The following is an 18,110-nucleotide window of genomic DNA, read 5'->3' as shown; positions in this document are numbered from 1 at the left end:
GCGGTGGCCGCCGCGGACGAGGTGCTCGACGATCGCGGTGACGACGTCCGCGACACGGTCCGTCAGCTCAGCGCGGCGCTGCAGACCGTCTCCGACGGCCGCGACGACCTCTTCGCCACCGTCCGCAACCTCGAGGCCTTCACCGCCGCGATGGAGGGTTCCGGCGAGCAGATCACCACCTTCAACGAGGTGATGGCGGCGGTGACCGTCTCGGTGTCCCGCGGCCGGGGGGAGATCGGCCCGGCGCTCACCGAGCTCGACCTGGCAGTCGACGAGGTCCGCGACTTCGTCCGCGACAACCGGCAGGTGGGCATCGAGGCCGCCCGGACGACCACCGACCTGCTGACGGTGCTGGCCGAGCAGCGCGACGACATCGCCCAGATCCTGCACGCCGCACCCACCGCGCTGTCGAACCTGCAGGGGATCTACCAGCCGTCGCAGAACGCGGTGATCTCGTCCCTCGCGCTGACCGACTTCGCGAACCCGATGCAGTTCATCTGCTCCGCTCTGGCCGCTGCAGAGGAGACCGACGTGCACACCGCCTCCGAGGAGTGCGTGCGACTGCTCGGCCCCACGCTCACCGCGCTGGCGGTGGACTACCCGCCCGTGGCGATCAATCCCAGCCGCGGCGTCGGGGCGCTGCCGCACCAGCTCGACTACACCCACGACCACCTGCGGCCGGCTCCCGCCCTCGCGACCCCCGCCGACGCGTCCCCGACCCCCGCCGGGCCGGCGGACGGTCGCGTCGGCGTGACCGACCTGCTCACCGAGGGCGTCCGGTGACCGGGCGGCGCGCCGTGGGCACGGCGCTGCTGGTCGTGTCGACGACGACGATGAGCGGTTGCGACTGGAAGGGGCCCAACAGTCTCCCGCTGCCCGGGACGGCCGGGGGCGGGCCGGACGGCTACTCGGTGACGGTGCAGCTCGCCGACGTCACCACCCTGGACCGCAATGCCCGTGTCCGGGTCGGCGACGTGACGGTGGGCCGCATCGCCGACATCCGCCTCGGCCCGGGGTTCGCCGAGGTGACGGTCGACCCCGACGGGGAGGTCCGCCTGCCGCGCAACGCCACGGCCCGGGTGGGGCAGAGCAGTCTCCTCGGTGCGTCCCACCTCGAGCTGTCGGCACCTCCGGGCGAACCCGCCGTGGGCACGCTGTCCGACGGCGACCTCGTCCCGGTGGAACGCAGCGGCGGGTACCCCACCACCGAGCAGACGCTGGCCACGCTCGCGGCGGCCCTCGGCGGCAGCGGCCTGGCCGAGGCGGCGGAGGTCTTCGGGGAACTCGACGTCGCGATGACCGGCCGCACCGACGAGGTCCGGGCGGTGGCGGGACGCCTCAGCGAGCTGCTCACCGGGCTCGAGGCGCAGAAGGAGGACATCGTGGTGGCGTTGGAGTCACTGGAGAGGCTCTCGACCGAACTCGCGATCCGCAGCGACGAGGTGGAGGGCGGGGTCGCCGACCTCGGGCCCGCACTCCAGGTCCTCGCGCAGCGGCGGCAGCGGCTCGTCGAGGCCACCCGCGCGGTGGACACCGTCACCGCGACCGCGGGCCGTGTCGTCGAGGCCTCCGGCGGTGACCTCCGTGCCGGTCTGGAGTCCCTCGACCCCGTCCTGCAGGGACTGGCGGATTCGGGGGACTCGCTCACCGAGTCCCCCCGCTACCTGGCCACCTTCCCGTTCCCGCTGGACACCTACCGCAACGCGGTGCGCGGGGACTACGCCAACGGCACGGTCATCCTCGACCTTCGGCTGCCGGTCCTGGACACCGCGCTGCTCATCGGCACACCGTTCGAGGGGGCGCTGGCGTTGCTCGACACCATCCTGGGCGTACCCGCCCCACCCCGTTGACCAGTCCGACGTCGCCCACCGCCCCGCCTTCCCAATGGCCTTCCGGGACGATCGGGGTGGAGCGCATGGACGCCGCGCCGTCGGGGCGGACGACTCTTCTCCTGCAGGACTAGCGGGATCTCGAACTCGCCGGCGGGCAGTCCCAACGGATTGTCGGGACGTCCGGTGTCGAACCGGTCGCGTAGGAGGTAGCCGCCCGCGAGACCGCCGTAGACGTTGAGGCGGGTGATGGCCATGGCGTGGTCGTGGTACCAGAGCCCGGCCGCCTCCTGCCGGTTGTCGAAGTGGTGGAGGTGGCCCTGCCCGGGGGAAGGACGACTGCTCCGGGTGGCCATCGCTGGCGGGCTCGGTGACCCCGCCGTGCAGGTGTAGCGACGTGGGTACCCGGGTACGCACCGACTCCGACAGTCCGTGCAGGCTCGTGTCGATGTCCGCGGCGTGTGGGTGGACTGAGATCTCATTGCGGTAGGTCAGCGTCGTCCGCACTCCGGCGTGCGATCACCGGACCCAGGTAACTGGCCGCGCCGTAACCCAAGGTCATCGTCGCGGGGAGGTCGCGGTGGAACCGGTGGGTGCCCGTCCGCGCGGACAGTTCCAGGGACTCTCCGGGCAGGACGTCCGGACGCGGGAGTTCGTCCACGTAGGGCTCGAGGACGGGGGAGTGGAACAACAGCGGGCTCGGACCAAGCGATCCCGGGCCGACCTGTGCGCGGGTGGCGGACGCGCCGACGAGTCCCATGCCCGCCACACCGGCCACCGTGCCGAGGAGCCTTCGCCTCGTCACCACGGGCCCGCGAGCGCCGCCACCGAACCCGACCAAGAGACCTCCCGCTGCTATGACGCGAGTCTCAGTACCCTACGGTATGGTTTGGGGGTGGGGATCACCGAGTGACCGGGGGAGAGATGGCCCGACGGGACATGAGCCGACTCCCGAGGGTGAGAGCCGTGGGCGTGGCACTGCTTCACGTGGGGTCACCGGGGTTGGATATCCGCGAGTGCCGAAGCGGATGCAGGCGCGGCCGTGCCCGTTCCCGGGATCGCCACCGCGCCGTCGCAGGTGCCTTGGCGGTGGTGGCCAAGGGGGTCGGCGACGTCGAGAACCTCAGCCGCGGGCTGAGGACCCACGACACGATCCTCGCGTGGGAACGCGCCTGGATGGACCCGATCTGCGAGGGGTTTCGGGAGGCCGTACGTGGCTCGGACCTGCTCGTCCGGCTCCACGCGGACGGCCTCCGGGCGCGCGGGGTGGTCTACACCGACATCGTCTCGACGGTCGACCTGCTCGTGCACCCACCGCTGGAACAGTCCCCGCCCGGCACAGAGGTGCGGGTCGTCCAGCCGTTCGCGGGCAGCCGGCCCGTGTGGCACGGCGAACCCGGGCGCGACCCGGACTCGCGCGCTCTGGTCATGGAGGCCCTCGGTCCGACGTAGGGTGACGACGATGACGACACGACACGGTGCCGCGGGCCGATGACCCGGGGGTCGACATGGTCCGCCCGGCCGAGCGGTCCGCGCACGGGGCGCCTCTCGGCGGGGGACTGGGCCCGCGCCGGGCTGGACCTGCTCATGACCGAGGGCAGGTCCGCGGTCAAGATCAGCAGACTCTGCGCCGACTTCGGCGTCACGAAGGGCAGCTTCTACTGGCATTTCGCCGACTTCGACGCGCTCATGGCCGCCATCGCTAGGCTCTACTTCTCGCAGGAGATGGACGCCGCCCGTGGTCTGGTCACCATGGAGGAGATGCCACCCGACGCACGGCTGGAGACCATGAGCGCGATGCTCGTGGAATCCCGCGCCTGGGAGGGGGAGGCCGCGATCCGCGAATGGGCCAGGGCGGACGAGACCGTCGCCGAGGCGGTTGCCGAACTGGACCAACGCATCCTGCGGGTGGTCCACGACGCGTTCGTCGAACTCGGGTTCTCCGAACGGGGGGCGAGGATCCGCGCCGGCGTCTTGGTGTACGCCGGCATCGGGTTCGTCTACGGGCGCTCAGCGCTGCCCGTGCCCACCGTGGAGGAGATCCACGACGTGCTGGCGCTGCTGGTGAAGCCCGAGACCTGACCTCCGGGGCCAGGTCGGGGAGCGCGGGTCAGACCGCCACCCGGACCGTGAGCCCCCTCCGCTTGATCCGCGCCGAGAACTCGGTCACGGTGCCGCAGTCCTCGCCGTCGATCTGGAACGCGGCCGGTTTCTCCAACACGCGGGCGGTGATCCCCACGCCCTGGCGGAAATCCAGTGGCCGGGTCCGATGCTCTTCTTTCCCGCTCTCCGGGGTGGAGTTCCTCCGCAGTATCGGCTTGAGCCGGTGCTGGAACGTGTGATGGGCCAGCACCGCACCCGCCTGCGCCCACCCGAGAGGGCCCTTGGCGCGCAGAGCGAGAACGTCCAGGAGTCCGTCGTCGATGACGGCGTCGGGCAACAGCACCATCCCCGCCTGCAGCATCCCGCAGTTGGCCACCAGGAGGGTGCGCGCGCGGGTCTGGATCGGCGATCCGTCGTCGAGGGCGTACTCGACCCGGATCCGGTGGCCGCGCAACAGCGTGTTGGCGAACGCGCCGACGTACGCGAGCCAGCCCACCCGTGCCTTCAGTTTGTCGTCGGTGCCCGCGATCATGTCGGCGTCCATCCCGGCGCCGAGCATCACGAGGAACACGTCATCGTGGGACACGCCGTCGCCGTCGGTGTAGTGGACCTCGCCGAGGTCGATCGCGCGGCTCCGACCGCTCATGGCGACACGCAACGCACGGTCGACATCGTCCAACGGGACGTCGAGGTTGCGGGCGAGCAGGTTCCCGGTTCCCAGGGGGACGACTCCCATCGGCACCGAGGTGCCGAGCAGGCCCTGCGCCACCGACCGTACGGTGCCGTCGCCGCCGCACGCGATCACCAGTCCGACACCGTCGGCGGCCGCCCGTGCCGCCTGACCGGTGCCCGGGTCCTCCTCGGTGGTCTCGTAGAAGACGGGATCCGTCCACCCGTGCCTGGACGCCCGCTCCTCGGCGAGGCGGCGGACCTCGTCGATTCCGACCTTGGTGGGGTTGTAGACGACGGCGAGGCGAGACGGGGCTGGGGACACCGCACCAATGTGTCAGAAAGCCGACCGGCCCGCCATTCGTCGCCCCCGGGCCGATTTGGTATGCGACGGCGGCCGCCTATATCCTTGGTTCCGAAGTTTGAACGCCTGGGAGCTCTGCTCTCGGGCATCTGATCAAGTTTCACCGAAGACCGCAGGTCGCCGCTCCCGCCGGGGGTGGTCGAAGGGTCCGGGAGCGCCCGGACGGCCCGCGCAGGAGAACACCGGTCAGCGTCGGATGTGCCGTGGGTCCCCAGGGGCCCGTGCCAGTTCCTCCACGCCCCGTGCCACCTGCGCACGGGGCGTTCGTGTTTTCTCGGGCGAGATGATGCAGAAAGGAGGCGAAACATGGCAAAGCCCGCAAAGGTCCAGGCCGTCGAGGAGATCAAGCAGCACTTCCAGAACTCCACGACCGCCGTGGTCACCGAGTACCGCGGACTCTCCGTCCCGCAGGTCACCGAACTGCGCAAGACGCTGGGTGACGCGGCCACGTACACCGTGGCCAAGAACACCCTGGTCAAGCGTGCGGCTGAGGAAGCCGGAGTCGAGGGTCTCGACGACCTCCTGTCCGGTCCCACCGCCATCGCGTTCGTCACCGGTGAGGTCGTGGACGCCGCCAAGGCGCTCAAGAACTTCGCCAAGGACAACAAGGCGCTCGTCATCAAGGGCGGTGTCATGGACGGCTCACCGCTGTCCGCCACCGAACTCGACAAGATCGCTGATCTCGAGTCCCGCGAGGTCCTGCTCGCGAAGATGGCCGGTGCCCTCAAGGGTAACCAGACCAAGGCCGCCGGCCTGTTCAACGCGCCCGCTTCGCAGCTGGCACGTCTGTTCGCGGCGCTCGAGGACAAGAAGAACTGATAACCCCACATGCTTCCGGGCCGTCTGACGGCACCGGGACCAACAGAAAGGACGCCACCATGGCGAAGCTCAGCAACGACGAGCTGCTCGAGGCCTTCAAGGAGATGACTCTTCTGGAGCTCTCCGAGTTCGTGAAGCTCTTCGAGGACACCTTCGAGGTCACCGCGGCCGCTCCGGTCGCCGTCGCCGCTGCCGGCGCCCCGGCTGCCGGTGGCGAGGCCGCCGCCGAGCAGGACGAGTTCGATGTCGTCCTCGAGTCGGCCGGCGACAAGAAGATCGGCGTCATCAAGGTCGTGCGCGAGCTCGTGTCGGGCCTGGGCCTCAAGGAGGCCAAGGATCTCGTCGAGTCCGCCCCCAAGGCGATCGTCGAGAAGGTCGACAAGGAGGCCGCCGAGGCCGCCAAGACCAAGCTCGAGGAGGCCGGCGCGACGGTCACCCTCAAGTGATCTGACGCACCACCGCTTCACCAGGGACGGCCCGGCGATATCGCCGGGCCGTCCCTGTCCCATTTGCGTTCCACTCGCGCCATTTCCCCACGCCCGCCTGCCCTCCGGCTGCGATAGCGGAACACTTTTGGTCGGGATGTAACAAAGCACGCCTCCGGAGCGGTAGTTTACAGTGACCGTGGCCACAGATCAGGGCCGCAGTGAGGAGTGGTTGACGTGGGTGTCGAGGTTTCCGTCGAGGGTCTGACCAAGTCCTTCGGTTCGCAGAAGATCTGGGAGGACGTCACGTTCACCCTTCCCGAGGGCGAGGTCAGTGCGCTGCTCGGTCCGTCGGGTACCGGCAAGTCGGTGTTCCTCAAGTCCCTTATCGGGCTGCTGCGCCCGGAGCGCGGCAAGATCATCATCGACGGCACCGACATCCTGCAGTGCACCGCCAAGGAGCTCTACGAGATCCGCAAGCTGTTCGGCGTCCTGTTCCAGGACGGCGCACTGTTCGGGTCCATGGACCTCTACGACAACGTCGCGTTCCCGCTGCGCGAGCACACGAAGAAGTCGGAGAGTGAGATCCGTGACATCGTCATGGAGAAGCTCGAGCTCACCGGTCTCACCGGGGCGGAGGGCAAACTGCCCGGCGAGATATCCGGCGGTATGCGTAAGCGCGCAGGCCTGGCCCGCGCCCTGGTGCTGGACCCGGAGATCATCCTCGTCGACGAGCCCGACTCGGGTCTCGACCCGGTCCGCACCACCTACCTGGCTCAGCTGCTCATCGACATCAACGCCCAGATCGACGCGACGATCCTCATCGTCACGCACAACATCAACCTCGCCCGCACCGTGCCGGACAACCTCGGAATGCTCTACCGCAAGAAGCTCGTGATGTTCGGACCCCGCGAGGTGCTGCTCACCAGCGAGGAACCGTCCGTCCGCCAGTTCCTGCGCGGCTCCAAGCTCGGTCCCATCGGTATGTCCGAGGAGAAGGACGACGCGCAGATGCGCGAGGAGATGAAGCATGCGGAGGCCGGGCACAACGACGGATCCCCGGGCGAGGACGAGCTCAAGGGAGTGCCGCCGCAGATGCAGCCGACTCCGGGCAGCCCGGAGCGCAAGGGTGAGGTCCGGCGTGAGGAGAGGGTGGCCGAGATGCTCGACACGCTGCCGGAGGGTGCGCAGCAGGCCATCCGCGAGGAATGGGCCTCTCGCGGTCACGGCAACGGTAAGGTCGCCGCGTCGGCGCCTGCAGGGGCCACCTCGTCGCAGTCGGACGCGGGCTCCAACTCGTCCGGAGTGGACGAGCACTACGGGTCCGACGAGAACTGACGCGTCGACCGAACCGGGGGGATTTGATGGCGGAGAGTACGACCCAGCATCCAGAAGGACGGGCCGGTATGTCACCGGCCGATGTCGGAGGAGGCTTCCGGGCCGCGGTGGGCGGGGCCGGCGAGGTATTCCGACTGTTCCTCGACGTGCTACGAGGGGTCTTCAGGCGACCGTTCCAGTTCCGTGAGTTCATAGAGCAGTCCTGGTTCATCGCCTCGGTGACGATCCTCCCGTCGGCACTGGTGGCGATCCCCTTCGGGGCGGTCGTGGCGATGCAGACGGGCTCGCTGGTCCAACAGCTCGGGGCTGAGGCCTATACGGGAGCGACCGGCGTCCTCGCCGTCGTGCAGCAGGGCGCGCCGCTGGTGACCTCGCTGCTTATCGCGGGCGCCGCCGGGTCGGCGGTGGCCGCTGATCTGGGCGCCCGCTCCATCCGCGAGGAACTCGACGCGATGCGCGTCCTGGGGATCGACCCCATCCAACGACTCGTCGTCCCCCGGGTGCTCGGCATGATGCTCGTCGCGGTGCTCCTGAACGGACTCGTCTCCATCGTCGGGATCTCCGGCGGATACGTGTTCAACATCATGCTGCAGGGCGGCACACCGGGCGCCTACCTGATGTCGTTCGGTGCCCTCGCCCAGCTGCCCGACTTCATCATGTCCTCGATCAAGGCCCTCATTTTTGGGCTCATCGCCGGGGTCGTCTCCTCATACTGCGGCATGAATCCCAAGGGCGGGCCGAAGGGGGTCGGCGACGCTGTAAACCTCGGCGTCGTCCTGACTTTCCTCCTGCTGTTCTTCGCCAACCTCATCCTCACGGCGATGTACCTGCAGATCGTTCCTCCGAAGGGGTCGTGATGGCGATCCATACAGATGTCGGACCCACGAGGGCCCGTCTGAGGGCCCTCGTCCGCGGCCCGATCAGCTCGTTCGATTCCTTGGGAGACCAGCTCGCGTTCCACCTGCGAGCGATTCGGTGGATCCCGCAGACGATCGTGCACTACCGGAAAGAGGTACTGCGGTTGATCGCCGAGGTGACATTCGGCGTCGGCACCCTGGCGGTGCTCGGCGGGACCATCGGCGTGATCGTCATGATGAGCGGGTTCACCGGCGTGGTCGTGGGGCTGCAGGGTTACGCGGCACTGGACCAGATCGGCAGCTCGGTCCTCACCGGCTTCCTGTCCGCCTACGTCAACACCCGTGAGGTCGCCCCCATCGTGGCGTCACTCGCCCTGTCCGCCACCGTCGGTTGCGGCTTCACGGCCCAACTCGGCGCGATGCGGATCTCCGAGGAGATCGACGCCCTGGAGGTCATGGCGATCCCGAGCGTGCCCTATCTGGTCACCACCCGGGTGATCGCCGGATTCATCGCGGTCATCCCGCTGTACGTCGTCGGCCTGCTGTCCTCGTACCTCGCCACGAGGGGCGTCAACACCATCGTGCAGGGCCAGTCCACCGGCTCGTTCGACCACTACTTCCACCTGTTCCTGCCACCGGAAGACGTGATCTACTCGTTCGTCAAGGTGATCATCTTCGCGTTCGTGCTGGTGATGATCCACTGCTTCTACGGCTTCACCGCCACCGGCGGTCCGGCCGGCGTCGGCGTGGCTGTGGGGCGGGCCGTCCGCACCACGATCGTCGTGGTGGCGATCCTCAACTTCTTCGTCGGACTCGCCCTCTGGGGCACGACCACGACTGTGCGGGTGGCGGGATGAACGAACTCTCGGCGCTCTCGAAGCGGCTGCTGGCCGCCCTGTTCATCGTCATCGTGCTGGCCTTCGTCGGCACGACCATCGCGATCTACAACCGCGCGTTCACCGCGTCGGACACCGTCACCCTGAACACCGACCAGCTGGCCTACGCGCTGCCGAACGACGCCGACGTCAAGGCGCGCGGTGTCCTCGTGGGCCGCGTCTCCGGTGTCGAACCCGACGGGGACCGCGTGCAGATCAACATGGAGTTCGACCCGGCGCTCATGGAACAACTGCCGGCCAACGTCAGTGGCCGCCTGCTCCCCAAGACGTTGTTCGGTGAGCGGTTCGTCGACCTGGGGTTCCCCGATCAGCCCGTGGGGACGCTCGAACCGGGAGCGACCATCGAGCAGGACACCCGCGGCAACGCGATCGAGTTGGGGCGCGTCCTGGACGGGCTACTCCCCGTTCTCGAGGCGGTCCCGCCGGAGAAACTGGCGGGCACGCTCGGCGCGATCAACCAGGCGTTGTCAGGCCGTGGGGACGAGATCGGCGCCAGCCTGGTCGAGATCGGACAGGTCTTCGACGGCATCAACCAGGAGTTGCCCGCTCTGGAATCCGGGCTGGAGGATCTGGCGACATTCTCCCAGACCTATTCCGAGGCGCTGCCTGATCTCATCAACGCTCTGGACGCTCTGCGCACCACCGGCGACACGGTGGTCCAGCGCCGCCCCGACATCGCCGACGGACTGCGGCGGATCAGCGAGTCGTCCGAGGTCCTTACCGGTTTCCTCGCCGCGAACCGCGACGACCTCATCTCCCCTGGCGGTGGACTCGCGCACCTCCCTGGAGTACCTGGCTGAGTATTCGCCAGCACTGCCGTGCTCGGTGGGGAATTTCATGACTCTTCTGGACCGGTCCGACGCCATCCTGGGCGTGGGCACCGAGCACCCCGCCATCCGGGTGACGCTCGAGCTCGTCAATCCCAGAGGGCGTTACGTGCCCAACCAGGACGAGCCGCGGTTCTTCGACACCCGCGGTCCCCGCTGTTACGACCCGGCGCAGGAGCCGTTCATCTTCGGCGGGGCCCCCGGCGGGGCGATCGCCGACGGGAGCTACCAGATCCCCACCCGCAATCCGGGGCCCGCGTTCATCCCGACTCTGCCCAATCCGCTTCTCCGGGACGGGCCGGTTCCGGCACTCCGTAACCGTGGCTCGGTTCCCCCGGCTCCCGGGCGGGCGGTGCCCGAGCAGCCCAATATGCCGTTTCCGTCAACCGTGACCGCGGGTCAGGACACCGACGTGGTGGCTATGGCCTACGCCGGCTCGCCGCTGGAGACCGACACCGTCCGAACCGTCCTGGGGGTCGCGTCCTCGCGCGGCGCGCAGGAGATCCCTGCCTGGATCGGCCAGATCGGCGCCCCGGCGCTTCGCGGAACGGAGGTCGGTTTCCGATGAACGCCAAACTGAAGGCCCTATTCCGTGGCGGCCTGCTGGGGTCATTCGTCAAACTGGTGGTCTTCATCGTGGTCACAGTGCTGCTCAGTTCGGTCCTCGCCGTGACCATCAGGGGCGGCACCCGGGCGGAAGGTACGGAGTACTCTGCGATCTTCTCCGACGTGACCATGCTGGAGGAGGGCGACGACGTCCGGATAGCCGGCGTCGTGGTGGGCAACATCACCGGGATGGAGATCCACGAACGCGACCTGGCTAAGGTGGACTTCACCCTGGTCGGCGACCGCACGCTGCCGGCCAACGTGCACCTGGCACTGCGGTTCCGGAACATGATCGGCCAGCGGTACCTGAACATCTCCCGGGAGCCCGGACCCGTCCAATCGGCCCTGGAGGAAGGGAGCACGATCGGAATCGAGAAGACCTCGCCCGCGGTCGATCTCACGGCGCTGTTCAACGGTTTCCGCCCGCTCTTCACGACCCTGCAGCCGGAGGACGTCAACGCGCTCGCCGACTCGCTGGTGCGGGTACTGCAAGGGGAGGGCGGCACCGTGACGAGCCTGGTCCGCCAGACTGGTGAGCTGACCAACCACCTGGCCGATCGGGATCAGGTGATCGGCGAAGTCATCGACAACCTCACCCGGGTCCTCGAGACCATCAACGAGCGGGACGTGCAGTTCCAGCAGCTCGTGGTGACCACCAGGCAACTCGTCGAGGGACTCGCCGACGAGCGCGACGCTATCGGCAGTTCGCTCGACTCGATGGCGGATCTGACCTCGTCGGCGGAGAACATCGTCACCGCCACGCGGCCCGCCGTCACGGATTCGCTCGACCACCTCAAGGTGGTCAGCGACCAGATCACGACGAACCGCGACACGCTCAGCGAGGTTCTCATCAACCTGCCGCGCAAGACCGACAACCTCATCAGGATGGGTTCGTTCGGGTCCTGGCTCCAGTTCTATCTCTGTGGACTCGACGTGGTGCACGGCCCGGGCACCAACGTGCCCAACCTTCTTCCGAGCGGCGGTCCCGCGATCAACCAGCCGGTGTACACCAACGTCGCGCCCCGGTGCCACGCAGGGGGAATCCCATGAGCAAGCGCAGTGCGAACGAGCCGAGGTTCAGCAACGCCACCATCGGAGCGATCGGGGTCCTGGTGATCCTCGCCCTGACCGCCGTGTCGTTCAGACTCGACGCGCTACCGATCGTCGGGGCGGGACCCAAATACACAGCCTACTTTTCCGAGGCCGCCGGGCTAGCGGACGGTAGCGAGGTCCGCGTGGCCGGCGTCAAGGTTGGCGTCGTGACCGACGTGGCGCTCGACGGCGACAAGGTGGCCGTGGGCTTCCGGGCCAAGGACGCCTGGCTCGGCGACGACACCCGGGCGAGCATCCAACTCAAGACCGTGCTCGGCCAGAAGTACCTCGCGCTGAGCCCGGCGGGAACCGGGGAACTCGACACGTCGGAGCCGATCCCGCTTGAGCGGACGGTGGCCCCGTACGACGTGGTCACAGCTTTCTCCTCCGCAGCGGAGACGCTCGACGAGATCGATGACGCCAAATTGGCAGCGAGCCTGGACACCCTCACCGATACGATGCAGGCGTCGCCCGAGGAGTTCCGGGGCGCGGTCGACGGCATGGCGCGTCTGTCGCAGACCGTGTCCAGCCGGGACGCCGAATTGCGGAACCTACTCGAGGCCACGCGTACGAGCTCCCAGATCGTGGCGGACCGTAATGACGACTTCCGGCGCCTGATCATCGGCACCGGACAGTTGTTGGGCGAACTCAACGACCGCGCCGAGAGTCTCAAGCTGGTGTTGGCCTCCACGCGCGGACTGTCGATCGAACTCCGCCGGTTCGTCGCGGAGAACGAGGCCGAGTTCAAGCCGACCCTGGATAGTCTCGACTCCGCCCTGGCGGTGTTGACCGACCACGAGGAAGAGCTGAGGGCATCCATCCACAACCTCGGGCCCTTCTATCGGCTGTACTCCAACATTCTGGGCTCGGGCAGATGGTTCGACACCGTGGTCACCAACCTCGTCCCGCCGGGTATTCCTGAGCCGCCCTTCTATCCCGGCGCCCGCGCGCCGGCCAGACAGAGTGGGATCAACTGATGCACAAGAAGATGCCGTACTCGTTCGTCGGGCTGCTGCTCGTCGTCGTCGTGGCCGCCGTGACTGTGATTTTCCTCGCCGTCACGGGGTTCGGACGCACCAGCATCACCGCCACCTTCCCGACAGCCGTCGGAATATCGGAGGGCTCCGATGTCCGGATCCTGGGGGTCACGGTGGGTTCCGTCGACAAGGTGACCCCGATGGGGGAGACCGTCGAGGTCGAGTTCCACGTCCGCCGGGGCGTGGACGTCCCGGCGGACGCCAAGGCGGTCCAGGTGACGCCCTCGGTCGTCCCTGACCGTAACGTCCAACTACTGCCCGCCTACTCAGGCGGCCCCAAGATGGAATCGGGCGCGCACATCCCCCTCGAGCGGACCGCGACACCGGTCGAGGTGGACAAGCTCTACGCCTCGGTGGAGGAACTGACCGATGCTCTCGGCCCGGAGGGTGCCAACAAGGACGGCGCTCTCGACCGGTTCGTCACCGCGTCCGCGGACACGCTCGGAGGCAACGGTGCCGCACTCGGGCGGTCGATCGACGAGTTGTCGCAGGCCGCGACGACGCTGGCGGATTCGAGTCAGGACATCAGCGAGACCGTGGTCAATCTGCAGTCGTTCGTCACGATGCTCGCGCAGAACGATGCCCAGGTGAGGCAGTTCAACTCCCAGATGTCGACCTTCAACCAGACTGTCGCTGGTCAGCGCGAGGACCTCCAGGGCGCCCTCGCCGAACTGAGCTACGCCCTCGCGGACGTCGCGCGTGTCGTGCGGGACAACCAGGACGTGATCCGCAGCAATGCGGACCGTTTGGTGAGACTCAGTCAGATCACCGCGGACCAGAGGGGCGACATCGAGGAGATCCTCAAGACTGCTCCGTTGGCTCTGTCCAACCTCATCGGCGCCTACGACCCCGAGGCCGGGCTGTTGTCCTTACGTCTCGGCATCCCGGAGTTGCAGGACCCGGCCGGCGTCCTGTGCCAGCTCATGACACTTGGCCGCCTGAACCCCGGGGACCAGATGCTGGCCGAACTCGACAACCTCCGGCGCGCCGATATCGAGGCCTGCGAGGCTCTCGCGCCGCAGCGCAACGCCGATCTACAAGCGTCGAACCCGGATCTGCCGTTGGGCATCCTCGCTGGCGAGATGAATCAGTCTGTCCCGGTTCCCGGGACGGTCCAGGGCAATCGCGGGTGGCCGATGACGCCCGCCTCGGAAGGGGGACGGGGATGATCCGGCCGACCACGCCCATCCTCGGTCGCGCCGTCCGCGCGGTCGGTGCCAGCGCGCTCGTGGCCGCCGTCGCGGCGGGGTGCTCGTTGAATCTGGAGGACTACACTCTGCCGGGTGGCGCGGACCTGGGTGAGGACCCCATGCACGTGGCCGTCCGCTTCGACGATGTGTTGGACCTGGTCCTGCAGTCGTCGGTCAAGGTCAATGGTCTTGACGCCGGTCGCGTGTCCGGTATCTCGCTGGCGGAGGACGGGTGGACCGCAGAGGTGGACATCGTCCTCCGCGGCGACATGGAGCTCCCCGCCAACGTCGAGGCCTCGATCCAGCAGACCAATCTCCTTGGCGAGAAGTTCGTGCAGCTCAGCCCGCCGGAGGACGAGCCGCCCACCGGAGAGCTGTCCGGCGGTGACGTCATCGCCAGTTCGGACACCCGCACGGCTACCGACATCGAGCAGGTTCTCGGCGCGCTGTCGCTGTTGCTCAACGGCGGCGGCGTGGACCAACTGCAACCGATCGTGGCCGAACTGCGCAAGGCCACCGACGGCCGCGAGGAGGATCTCACCCGGACCCTGCGATCGGCGGAGGAGCTCATCGGGGGCCTGAACCGGCAGCGCGACAGCATCACCGAAGCCCTCGAGGGCGTGAACCTCATGACGTCGCGTGCCAACGATCAGCGCCAGCAGATCGAGGCGGCGCTCGACGAGCTGCCCGCCGGGGTGGCGGTGCTCGAGGAGCAGCGCTCGCAGTTCGTGGAGATGCTGCGCCGGGTCGACACACTGGGCCAGGTCGGCTCGGAAGTCCTGCTCACCAGCAGGGAGGACCTCATCGCCGACCTGCGGGCGCTGCGCCCTGTGCTGCAGTCCCTCGGCGAGTCGACTCCGGAGCTCATCGAACTGATCGGTTTCGTCCCCACCTTCCCGTTCCCGGACTCGTCTATCCCGGCGACCGTCGGCGGCGCGGCCAACATCTTTCTCTCCGTGGACGCGACGATCTCTGAGACGCTCCGGAATCTGGGGGCGAATCAGGGCGAACCGGTGGTTCGCCGTCCGAACACCACGAGCGGGCCCTACGTCGTGGACCCGCAGAACCCGTGGGTCGGCGACAACGGCCCGGACCGGCGGACGACCATCGTGCTGCCGCTCCTGCCGGTCCCGCCGGTCATGGACCGGGCGGTGGTGCCCAAGCCCGCACCAGGAGTCTCGGAGTTCTCCGAGAACTACCTGCCCGAACCAGGAGAGCCAGGAAACCGATGAGCAAGACACTCCGCACCCAGCTCATCGCCTTCTGTGTGATCGCCGCGGTCGGGATCACCTATGTAGGTGCCAACTACGTTCGCTTACCTTCGCTGTTCGGGATCGGCCAGTACCAGGTCTATCTGGACCTACCCGAGACCGGCGGGGTGTTCACCAACGCGGCCGTCAACTACCGCGGCACGGCGATCGGACGGGTGGGCGAGCTCTCGCTCACCGACGACGGTGTGCGAGTCGAGCTCGACCTCGACTCGAGCGCCCCCGACGTCCCGGCGGACACCGAGGCCGTGGTCGCCAACCGCTCCGCCATCGGAGAGCAGTACGTGGACTTGCGACCCAACAGCAGCTCGGCGCCGTATCTCGAGGACGGGGACGTGGTCTCCGCCGGACGTGAGGCGTTGCCGGTACCCGTCGAGAACCTGTTGGCCTCCGTCGACGACCTTTCCCGATCGGTCCCCTTGGACGATCTCGAGGTGACCGTCGATGAACTCGGCAAGGCGTTCCAGGGCCGGGGACCCCAACTGGAGCGACTCTCGGACTCCCTCATCCGCATTTCCGAGTCCGGTATCCGCACCATGCCGCAGTTGCAGACGCTGATCCGCGACGGGGCGACCGTCCTGGAGACGCAGGCCGACCAGTCCGGCGAGATCGTCAGTTTCTCCCGCGATCTCAGGACGGTCACCGAGGCGTTGCGTGACTCGGACTCCGACCTGGAACGGCTGATCACCACGGGACCGGAGTTCGCCGACGAGACCCGCTATCTGGTGGAGAACTCCGGCGCCCCGCTCTCTGGAGCCGTGCGGAACCTGTCGGCGACGATGAAGACGATAGATCCACTGGCGCCGTCGTTCAAGGTGCTCCTGCAGCTGTTGCCGGCACTGGCCGCCGGCGGGATGTCCGTCGCCCCGGGGGACGGGACAATCCACTTCGGTCTGTCCCTCGAGACGAACAACCCACCAGCGTGTACGCAGGGGTACGAAGGTACGTGGGAGATCATCGACCAGATGAAGGCGCAGGACCCGTCCTTCGACTGGCAGGAACAGAACTTCCCGCCCAACTACGACGCGCAGTGCACCGTGCCCTTCGGCAGCCCCACCGCGGTCCGCGGTGCCGACCGGGTGGAGTACGCGCACCCGGACGTGCCGCAGCCGTGGGACACCAAGCCCAAGATCGACCCCGACAAGGCCAACCTGTCCGTGGCGGCCACGCAGCTCGCGGTCCTGCAGGGGCTGATTCCCCGGTGACCGCGCGGCCGGGCGGCGACCCGGCGGACGGCGGGTCCGGTAGCGTCACCGCCATGAGTTCGCAGGGAACGGAGGGGGCGCGCGCCGCCCCGCGGGGACGGGGACCGTGCCGAGATGGCTGGTGGTCCTCGCGGCGATCATCCTCGTGGCGGGGCTGGCGACGTTGGGGGTGTTCGGGGTGCGTTACGCCCAGGCGCGGTCGGCACAGGAGGTGGCGTCCGAGCGCGAGGCGGCCGCCGACGTCGCCGCCCAGGTGATCATCAACGCGTTCAGCTTCGACCACCGGAACGTCGACGATTCGCTGGAGCAGCTGGCAGAGGCCTCGACCGGCGAGTTCCTCACCGAGCAGGAGCAGTGGGCCGACGATGTGCGGACGCGCGTCGTGGAGCAGAAGGCGGTCACCACGGCCACGGTCTCGCACACCGCTGTCGAGACCCTGGACCTCGAGGCCGGCGACGCCGCCGTCCTGGTGGTGTTCACCGCCCACTCCGAGCGGGAGGGCCAGGATGACATCACCGGCCGTCAGGCGATGCGCGTGGACCTGACGCGAGAGGACGGCACCTGGAAGGCCGACGCGGTCAACCAGGTGGGCGTGACGGTCCCGGTGGGCGAGTCCAGCCGGTCCGTGGAGGAGCTCAACACGCCGGAGGAACAGGACGCCCCGGCCACCGAGGAGGAGTCGACCCCCGCGCCGACCACCTCCGCCGGACGATGACGAAGGACGACAGTCGCTGATGCCACCGATCAAGAGGACACAGAAGTCGGTCACTCCGGCGCCGCGTAGGCGACTGGCCGGACACGCCGGACAGACCCGACCCGAGGGCGGGAGCGCCGCGCGCCCCACGACGTGGGACGGACGAGACGACGACGACGAGGTGGGCGGCACCGGAACCCGGGCGGATCGCGGGGAGCGGCGTGCCGGCCGACGTCCCGGTGGGCGGACGATCGCGTACTCCGCCATCGCGGTGGGGCTGGTCGCCGCGGCCGTCGGGGCGTTCCTGGCGACAGAACCCGGCGTCGACGTGGACAACAGGGCGTTCGTTGACCGGAAGGCCACCGAGGAGGTCCTCTCGGCGGCGACGACCAACGTCCAGCGGCTCGTGGCCATCGATCACGAGACCCTCGACGAGTACCACGATTCCCTGGGGGAATTCCTCACCCCGAAGCTCGTGAACGAGCTGGACGAGAACTGGCCCGCGTTGCGTGACAGCTACGAGCAGTCCGCGACGAGCGTCGACGCGGAGGTCCGCGAGGCCGGTCTGGCCTACCTGCAGGGTGACAAGGCCGAGGTGTTGCTGGTCCAGGATGTGTCGATGACCAGGGACGGCACGGCTGCGGGAAGCACCAGCGGCACCTATCTCGTCGGTCTGGACAAGATCGACGGCGTGTGGAAACTGTCGAGGATCCCGGATCTGCCCTCCTGACGAGGGCGGGTCTGGACCCGATCCGGCAACCGACCGGGTCGGATCCTTGACGAAAGTGCTTTCACCCGTCACCCTTTAGGTGCATCGGGCGAGTGCCGCAGAAGTCGAGTGCGACGCGGCCCGGGTGCGACGTCCCGACCGGGGCCGATGAGGCGAGAGCC

The 18,110-nt window shown here is 68.3% G+C and carries 20 protein-coding genes; 18 read left to right on the top strand and 2 right to left on the bottom strand.

Translation table 11 applies throughout. The features are described 5' to 3' along the window. The first annotated feature begins 3 nt into the window (after positions 1–3). Together OVA21_RS11310 and OVA21_RS11305 are read left to right on the top strand one after the other, a co-directional pair. Entirely contained in the window at positions 4–783 is a 780-nt protein-coding gene (locus tag OVA21_RS11310) for an MCE family protein (protein ID WP_096907017.1), read from the top strand. Next, on the top strand, positions 780–1,850 hold the full coding sequence (locus OVA21_RS11305) for an MCE family protein (protein WP_326493467.1): 1,071 nt from the start codon (positions 780–782) through the stop codon (positions 1,848–1,850). Before OVA21_RS11310 ends, OVA21_RS11305 begins: the two co-directional genes overlap by 4 nt. Positions 1,851–2,307: 457 nt before the next feature. Here OVA21_RS11305 and OVA21_RS19260 read toward each other — a convergent pair whose 3' ends face one another. Then, positions 2,308–2,598 carry a hypothetical protein gene (locus OVA21_RS19260; protein WP_159981194.1) on the bottom strand — a complete coding sequence of 97 codons (291 nt, stop codon included), beginning with the start codon at positions 2,596–2,598 and terminating at the stop codon, positions 2,308–2,310. A gap of 323 nt (positions 2,599–2,921) precedes the next feature. Here OVA21_RS19260 and OVA21_RS11295 point away from each other — a divergent pair, with 323 nt between their 5' ends. Both OVA21_RS11295 and OVA21_RS11290 read left to right on the top strand, forming a co-directional pair. Continuing rightward, on the top strand, positions 2,922–3,281 hold the full coding sequence (locus OVA21_RS11295; RefSeq protein ID WP_268092430.1) for a hypothetical protein: 360 nt from the start codon (positions 2,922–2,924) through the stop codon (positions 3,279–3,281). 39 nt (positions 3,282–3,320) lie between these two features. After that, complete coding sequence (locus OVA21_RS11290; RefSeq protein ID WP_096907021.1) at positions 3,321–3,911, top strand: TetR/AcrR family transcriptional regulator; 591 nt, start codon at positions 3,321–3,323, stop codon at positions 3,909–3,911. A gap of 28 nt (positions 3,912–3,939) precedes the next feature. Here OVA21_RS11290 and OVA21_RS11285 read toward each other — a convergent pair whose 3' ends face one another. Beyond that, positions 3,940–4,926: a diacylglycerol/lipid kinase family protein gene (locus tag OVA21_RS11285; protein WP_096907022.1), complete on the bottom strand. Its 987-nt coding sequence runs from the start codon at positions 4,924–4,926 to the stop codon at positions 3,940–3,942. 345 nt (positions 4,927–5,271) lie between these two features. On the opposite strand from OVA21_RS11285, the gene rplJ reads away from it, so the two are divergent. The 14 genes from rplJ (at position 5,272) to OVA21_RS11215 (ending at position 17,949) form a co-directional block, all read left to right on the top strand. Further along, positions 5,272–5,784 carry a 50S ribosomal protein L10 gene (gene rplJ, locus OVA21_RS11280; RefSeq protein ID WP_007631803.1) on the top strand — a complete coding sequence of 171 codons (513 nt, stop codon included), beginning with the start codon at positions 5,272–5,274 and terminating at the stop codon, positions 5,782–5,784. A 59-nt stretch (positions 5,785–5,843) separates the two neighbouring features. Next, on the top strand, positions 5,844–6,230 hold the full coding sequence (rplL, locus tag OVA21_RS11275) for a 50S ribosomal protein L7/L12 (RefSeq protein ID WP_007631805.1): 387 nt from the start codon (positions 5,844–5,846) through the stop codon (positions 6,228–6,230). 216 nt (positions 6,231–6,446) lie between these two features. Beyond that, positions 6,447–7,547 (top strand): ABC transporter ATP-binding protein, encoded by a 1,101-nt coding sequence (locus OVA21_RS11270; protein ID WP_096907023.1) that lies wholly within the window; start codon positions 6,447–6,449, stop codon positions 7,545–7,547. A 68-nt stretch (positions 7,548–7,615) separates the two neighbouring features. Continuing rightward, positions 7,616–8,404 (top strand): MlaE family ABC transporter permease, encoded by a 789-nt coding sequence (locus OVA21_RS11265; RefSeq protein WP_173674808.1) that lies wholly within the window; start codon positions 7,616–7,618, stop codon positions 8,402–8,404. Further along, the gene (locus tag OVA21_RS11260) at positions 8,404–9,261 is read left to right on the top strand and encodes an MlaE family ABC transporter permease (protein WP_096907025.1); all 858 of its coding nucleotides are present in this window, start codon (positions 8,404–8,406) and stop codon (positions 9,259–9,261) included. Before OVA21_RS11265 ends, OVA21_RS11260 begins: the two co-directional genes overlap by 1 nt. Then, a complete protein-coding gene (locus tag OVA21_RS11255) occupies positions 9,258–10,100 on the top strand; it encodes an MCE family protein (RefSeq protein ID WP_268092429.1) in 843 nt (280 codons plus the stop codon). Before OVA21_RS11260 ends, OVA21_RS11255 begins: the two co-directional genes overlap by 4 nt. Further along, positions 10,066–10,695: an MCE family protein gene (locus tag OVA21_RS11250; protein ID WP_268092428.1), complete on the top strand. Its 630-nt coding sequence runs from the start codon at positions 10,066–10,068 to the stop codon at positions 10,693–10,695. The genes OVA21_RS11255 and OVA21_RS11250 overlap by 35 nt, the downstream gene beginning before the upstream one ends. Next, entirely contained in the window at positions 10,692–11,783 is a 1,092-nt protein-coding gene (locus OVA21_RS11245; RefSeq protein WP_096907027.1) for an MCE family protein, read from the top strand. Before OVA21_RS11250 ends, OVA21_RS11245 begins: the two co-directional genes overlap by 4 nt. Beyond that, a complete protein-coding gene (locus tag OVA21_RS11240; RefSeq protein ID WP_096907028.1) occupies positions 11,780–12,802 on the top strand; it encodes an MCE family protein in 1,023 nt (340 codons plus the stop codon). The genes OVA21_RS11245 and OVA21_RS11240 overlap by 4 nt, the downstream gene beginning before the upstream one ends. Next, positions 12,802–14,031: an MCE family protein gene (locus OVA21_RS11235; protein ID WP_096907029.1), complete on the top strand. Its 1,230-nt coding sequence runs from the start codon at positions 12,802–12,804 to the stop codon at positions 14,029–14,031. The genes OVA21_RS11240 and OVA21_RS11235 overlap by 1 nt, the downstream gene beginning before the upstream one ends. After that, positions 14,028–15,284 (top strand): MCE family protein, encoded by a 1,257-nt coding sequence (locus OVA21_RS11230; RefSeq protein WP_063971834.1) that lies wholly within the window; start codon positions 14,028–14,030, stop codon positions 15,282–15,284. Before OVA21_RS11235 ends, OVA21_RS11230 begins: the two co-directional genes overlap by 4 nt. After that, entirely contained in the window at positions 15,281–16,525 is a 1,245-nt protein-coding gene (locus tag OVA21_RS11225) for an MCE family protein (RefSeq protein WP_096907030.1), read from the top strand. The genes OVA21_RS11230 and OVA21_RS11225 overlap by 4 nt, the downstream gene beginning before the upstream one ends. A 106-nt stretch (positions 16,526–16,631) precedes the next feature. Further along, positions 16,632–17,240, top strand: a complete 609-nt coding sequence (locus tag OVA21_RS11220) for a hypothetical protein (RefSeq protein ID WP_268092427.1) — start codon at positions 16,632–16,634, stop codon at positions 17,238–17,240. 19 nt (positions 17,241–17,259) lie between these two features. Further along, a complete protein-coding gene (locus OVA21_RS11215; protein WP_096907032.1) occupies positions 17,260–17,949 on the top strand; it encodes a hypothetical protein in 690 nt (229 codons plus the stop codon). Positions 17,950–18,110 lie beyond the last annotated feature (161 nt).

The organism is Dietzia sp. SL131, assembly GCF_026672565.1.
Classification (GTDB): Bacteria; Actinomycetota; Actinomycetes; order Mycobacteriales; family Mycobacteriaceae; genus Dietzia; species Dietzia kunjamensis.
This window is presented reverse-complemented; position numbering and strand designations above follow the sequence as displayed.

Excerpts from the sequence above, each read along its gene's own strand:
- OVA21_RS11245 (WP_096907027.1), top strand. The coding sequence starts at position 10,692 with ATGAACGCCAAACTGAAGGCCCTATTCCGTGGCGGCCTGCTGGGGTCA.
- OVA21_RS11290 (WP_096907021.1), top strand. The coding sequence starts at position 3,321 with ATGACCCGGGGGTCGACATGGTCCGCCCGGCCGAGCGGTCCGCGCACG.
- rplJ (WP_007631803.1), top strand. The coding sequence starts at position 5,272 with ATGGCAAAGCCCGCAAAGGTCCAGGCCGTCGAGGAGATCAAGCAGCAC.
- OVA21_RS11255 (WP_268092429.1), top strand. The coding sequence starts at position 9,258 with ATGAACGAACTCTCGGCGCTCTCGAAGCGGCTGCTGGCCGCCCTGTTC.
- OVA21_RS11260 (WP_096907025.1), top strand. The coding sequence starts at position 8,404 with ATGGCGATCCATACAGATGTCGGACCCACGAGGGCCCGTCTGAGGGCC.
- OVA21_RS11225 (WP_096907030.1), top strand. The coding sequence starts at position 15,281 with ATGAGCAAGACACTCCGCACCCAGCTCATCGCCTTCTGTGTGATCGCC.
- OVA21_RS11240 (WP_096907028.1), top strand. The coding sequence starts at position 11,780 with ATGAGCAAGCGCAGTGCGAACGAGCCGAGGTTCAGCAACGCCACCATC.
- OVA21_RS11235 (WP_096907029.1), top strand. The coding sequence starts at position 12,802 with ATGCACAAGAAGATGCCGTACTCGTTCGTCGGGCTGCTGCTCGTCGTC.
- OVA21_RS11215 (WP_096907032.1), top strand. The coding sequence starts at position 17,260 with ATGCCACCGATCAAGAGGACACAGAAGTCGGTCACTCCGGCGCCGCGT.
- OVA21_RS11230 (WP_063971834.1), top strand. The coding sequence starts at position 14,028 with ATGATCCGGCCGACCACGCCCATCCTCGGTCGCGCCGTCCGCGCGGTC.
- rplL (WP_007631805.1), top strand. The coding sequence starts at position 5,844 with ATGGCGAAGCTCAGCAACGACGAGCTGCTCGAGGCCTTCAAGGAGATG.
- OVA21_RS11265 (WP_173674808.1), top strand. The coding sequence starts at position 7,616 with ATGTCACCGGCCGATGTCGGAGGAGGCTTCCGGGCCGCGGTGGGCGGG.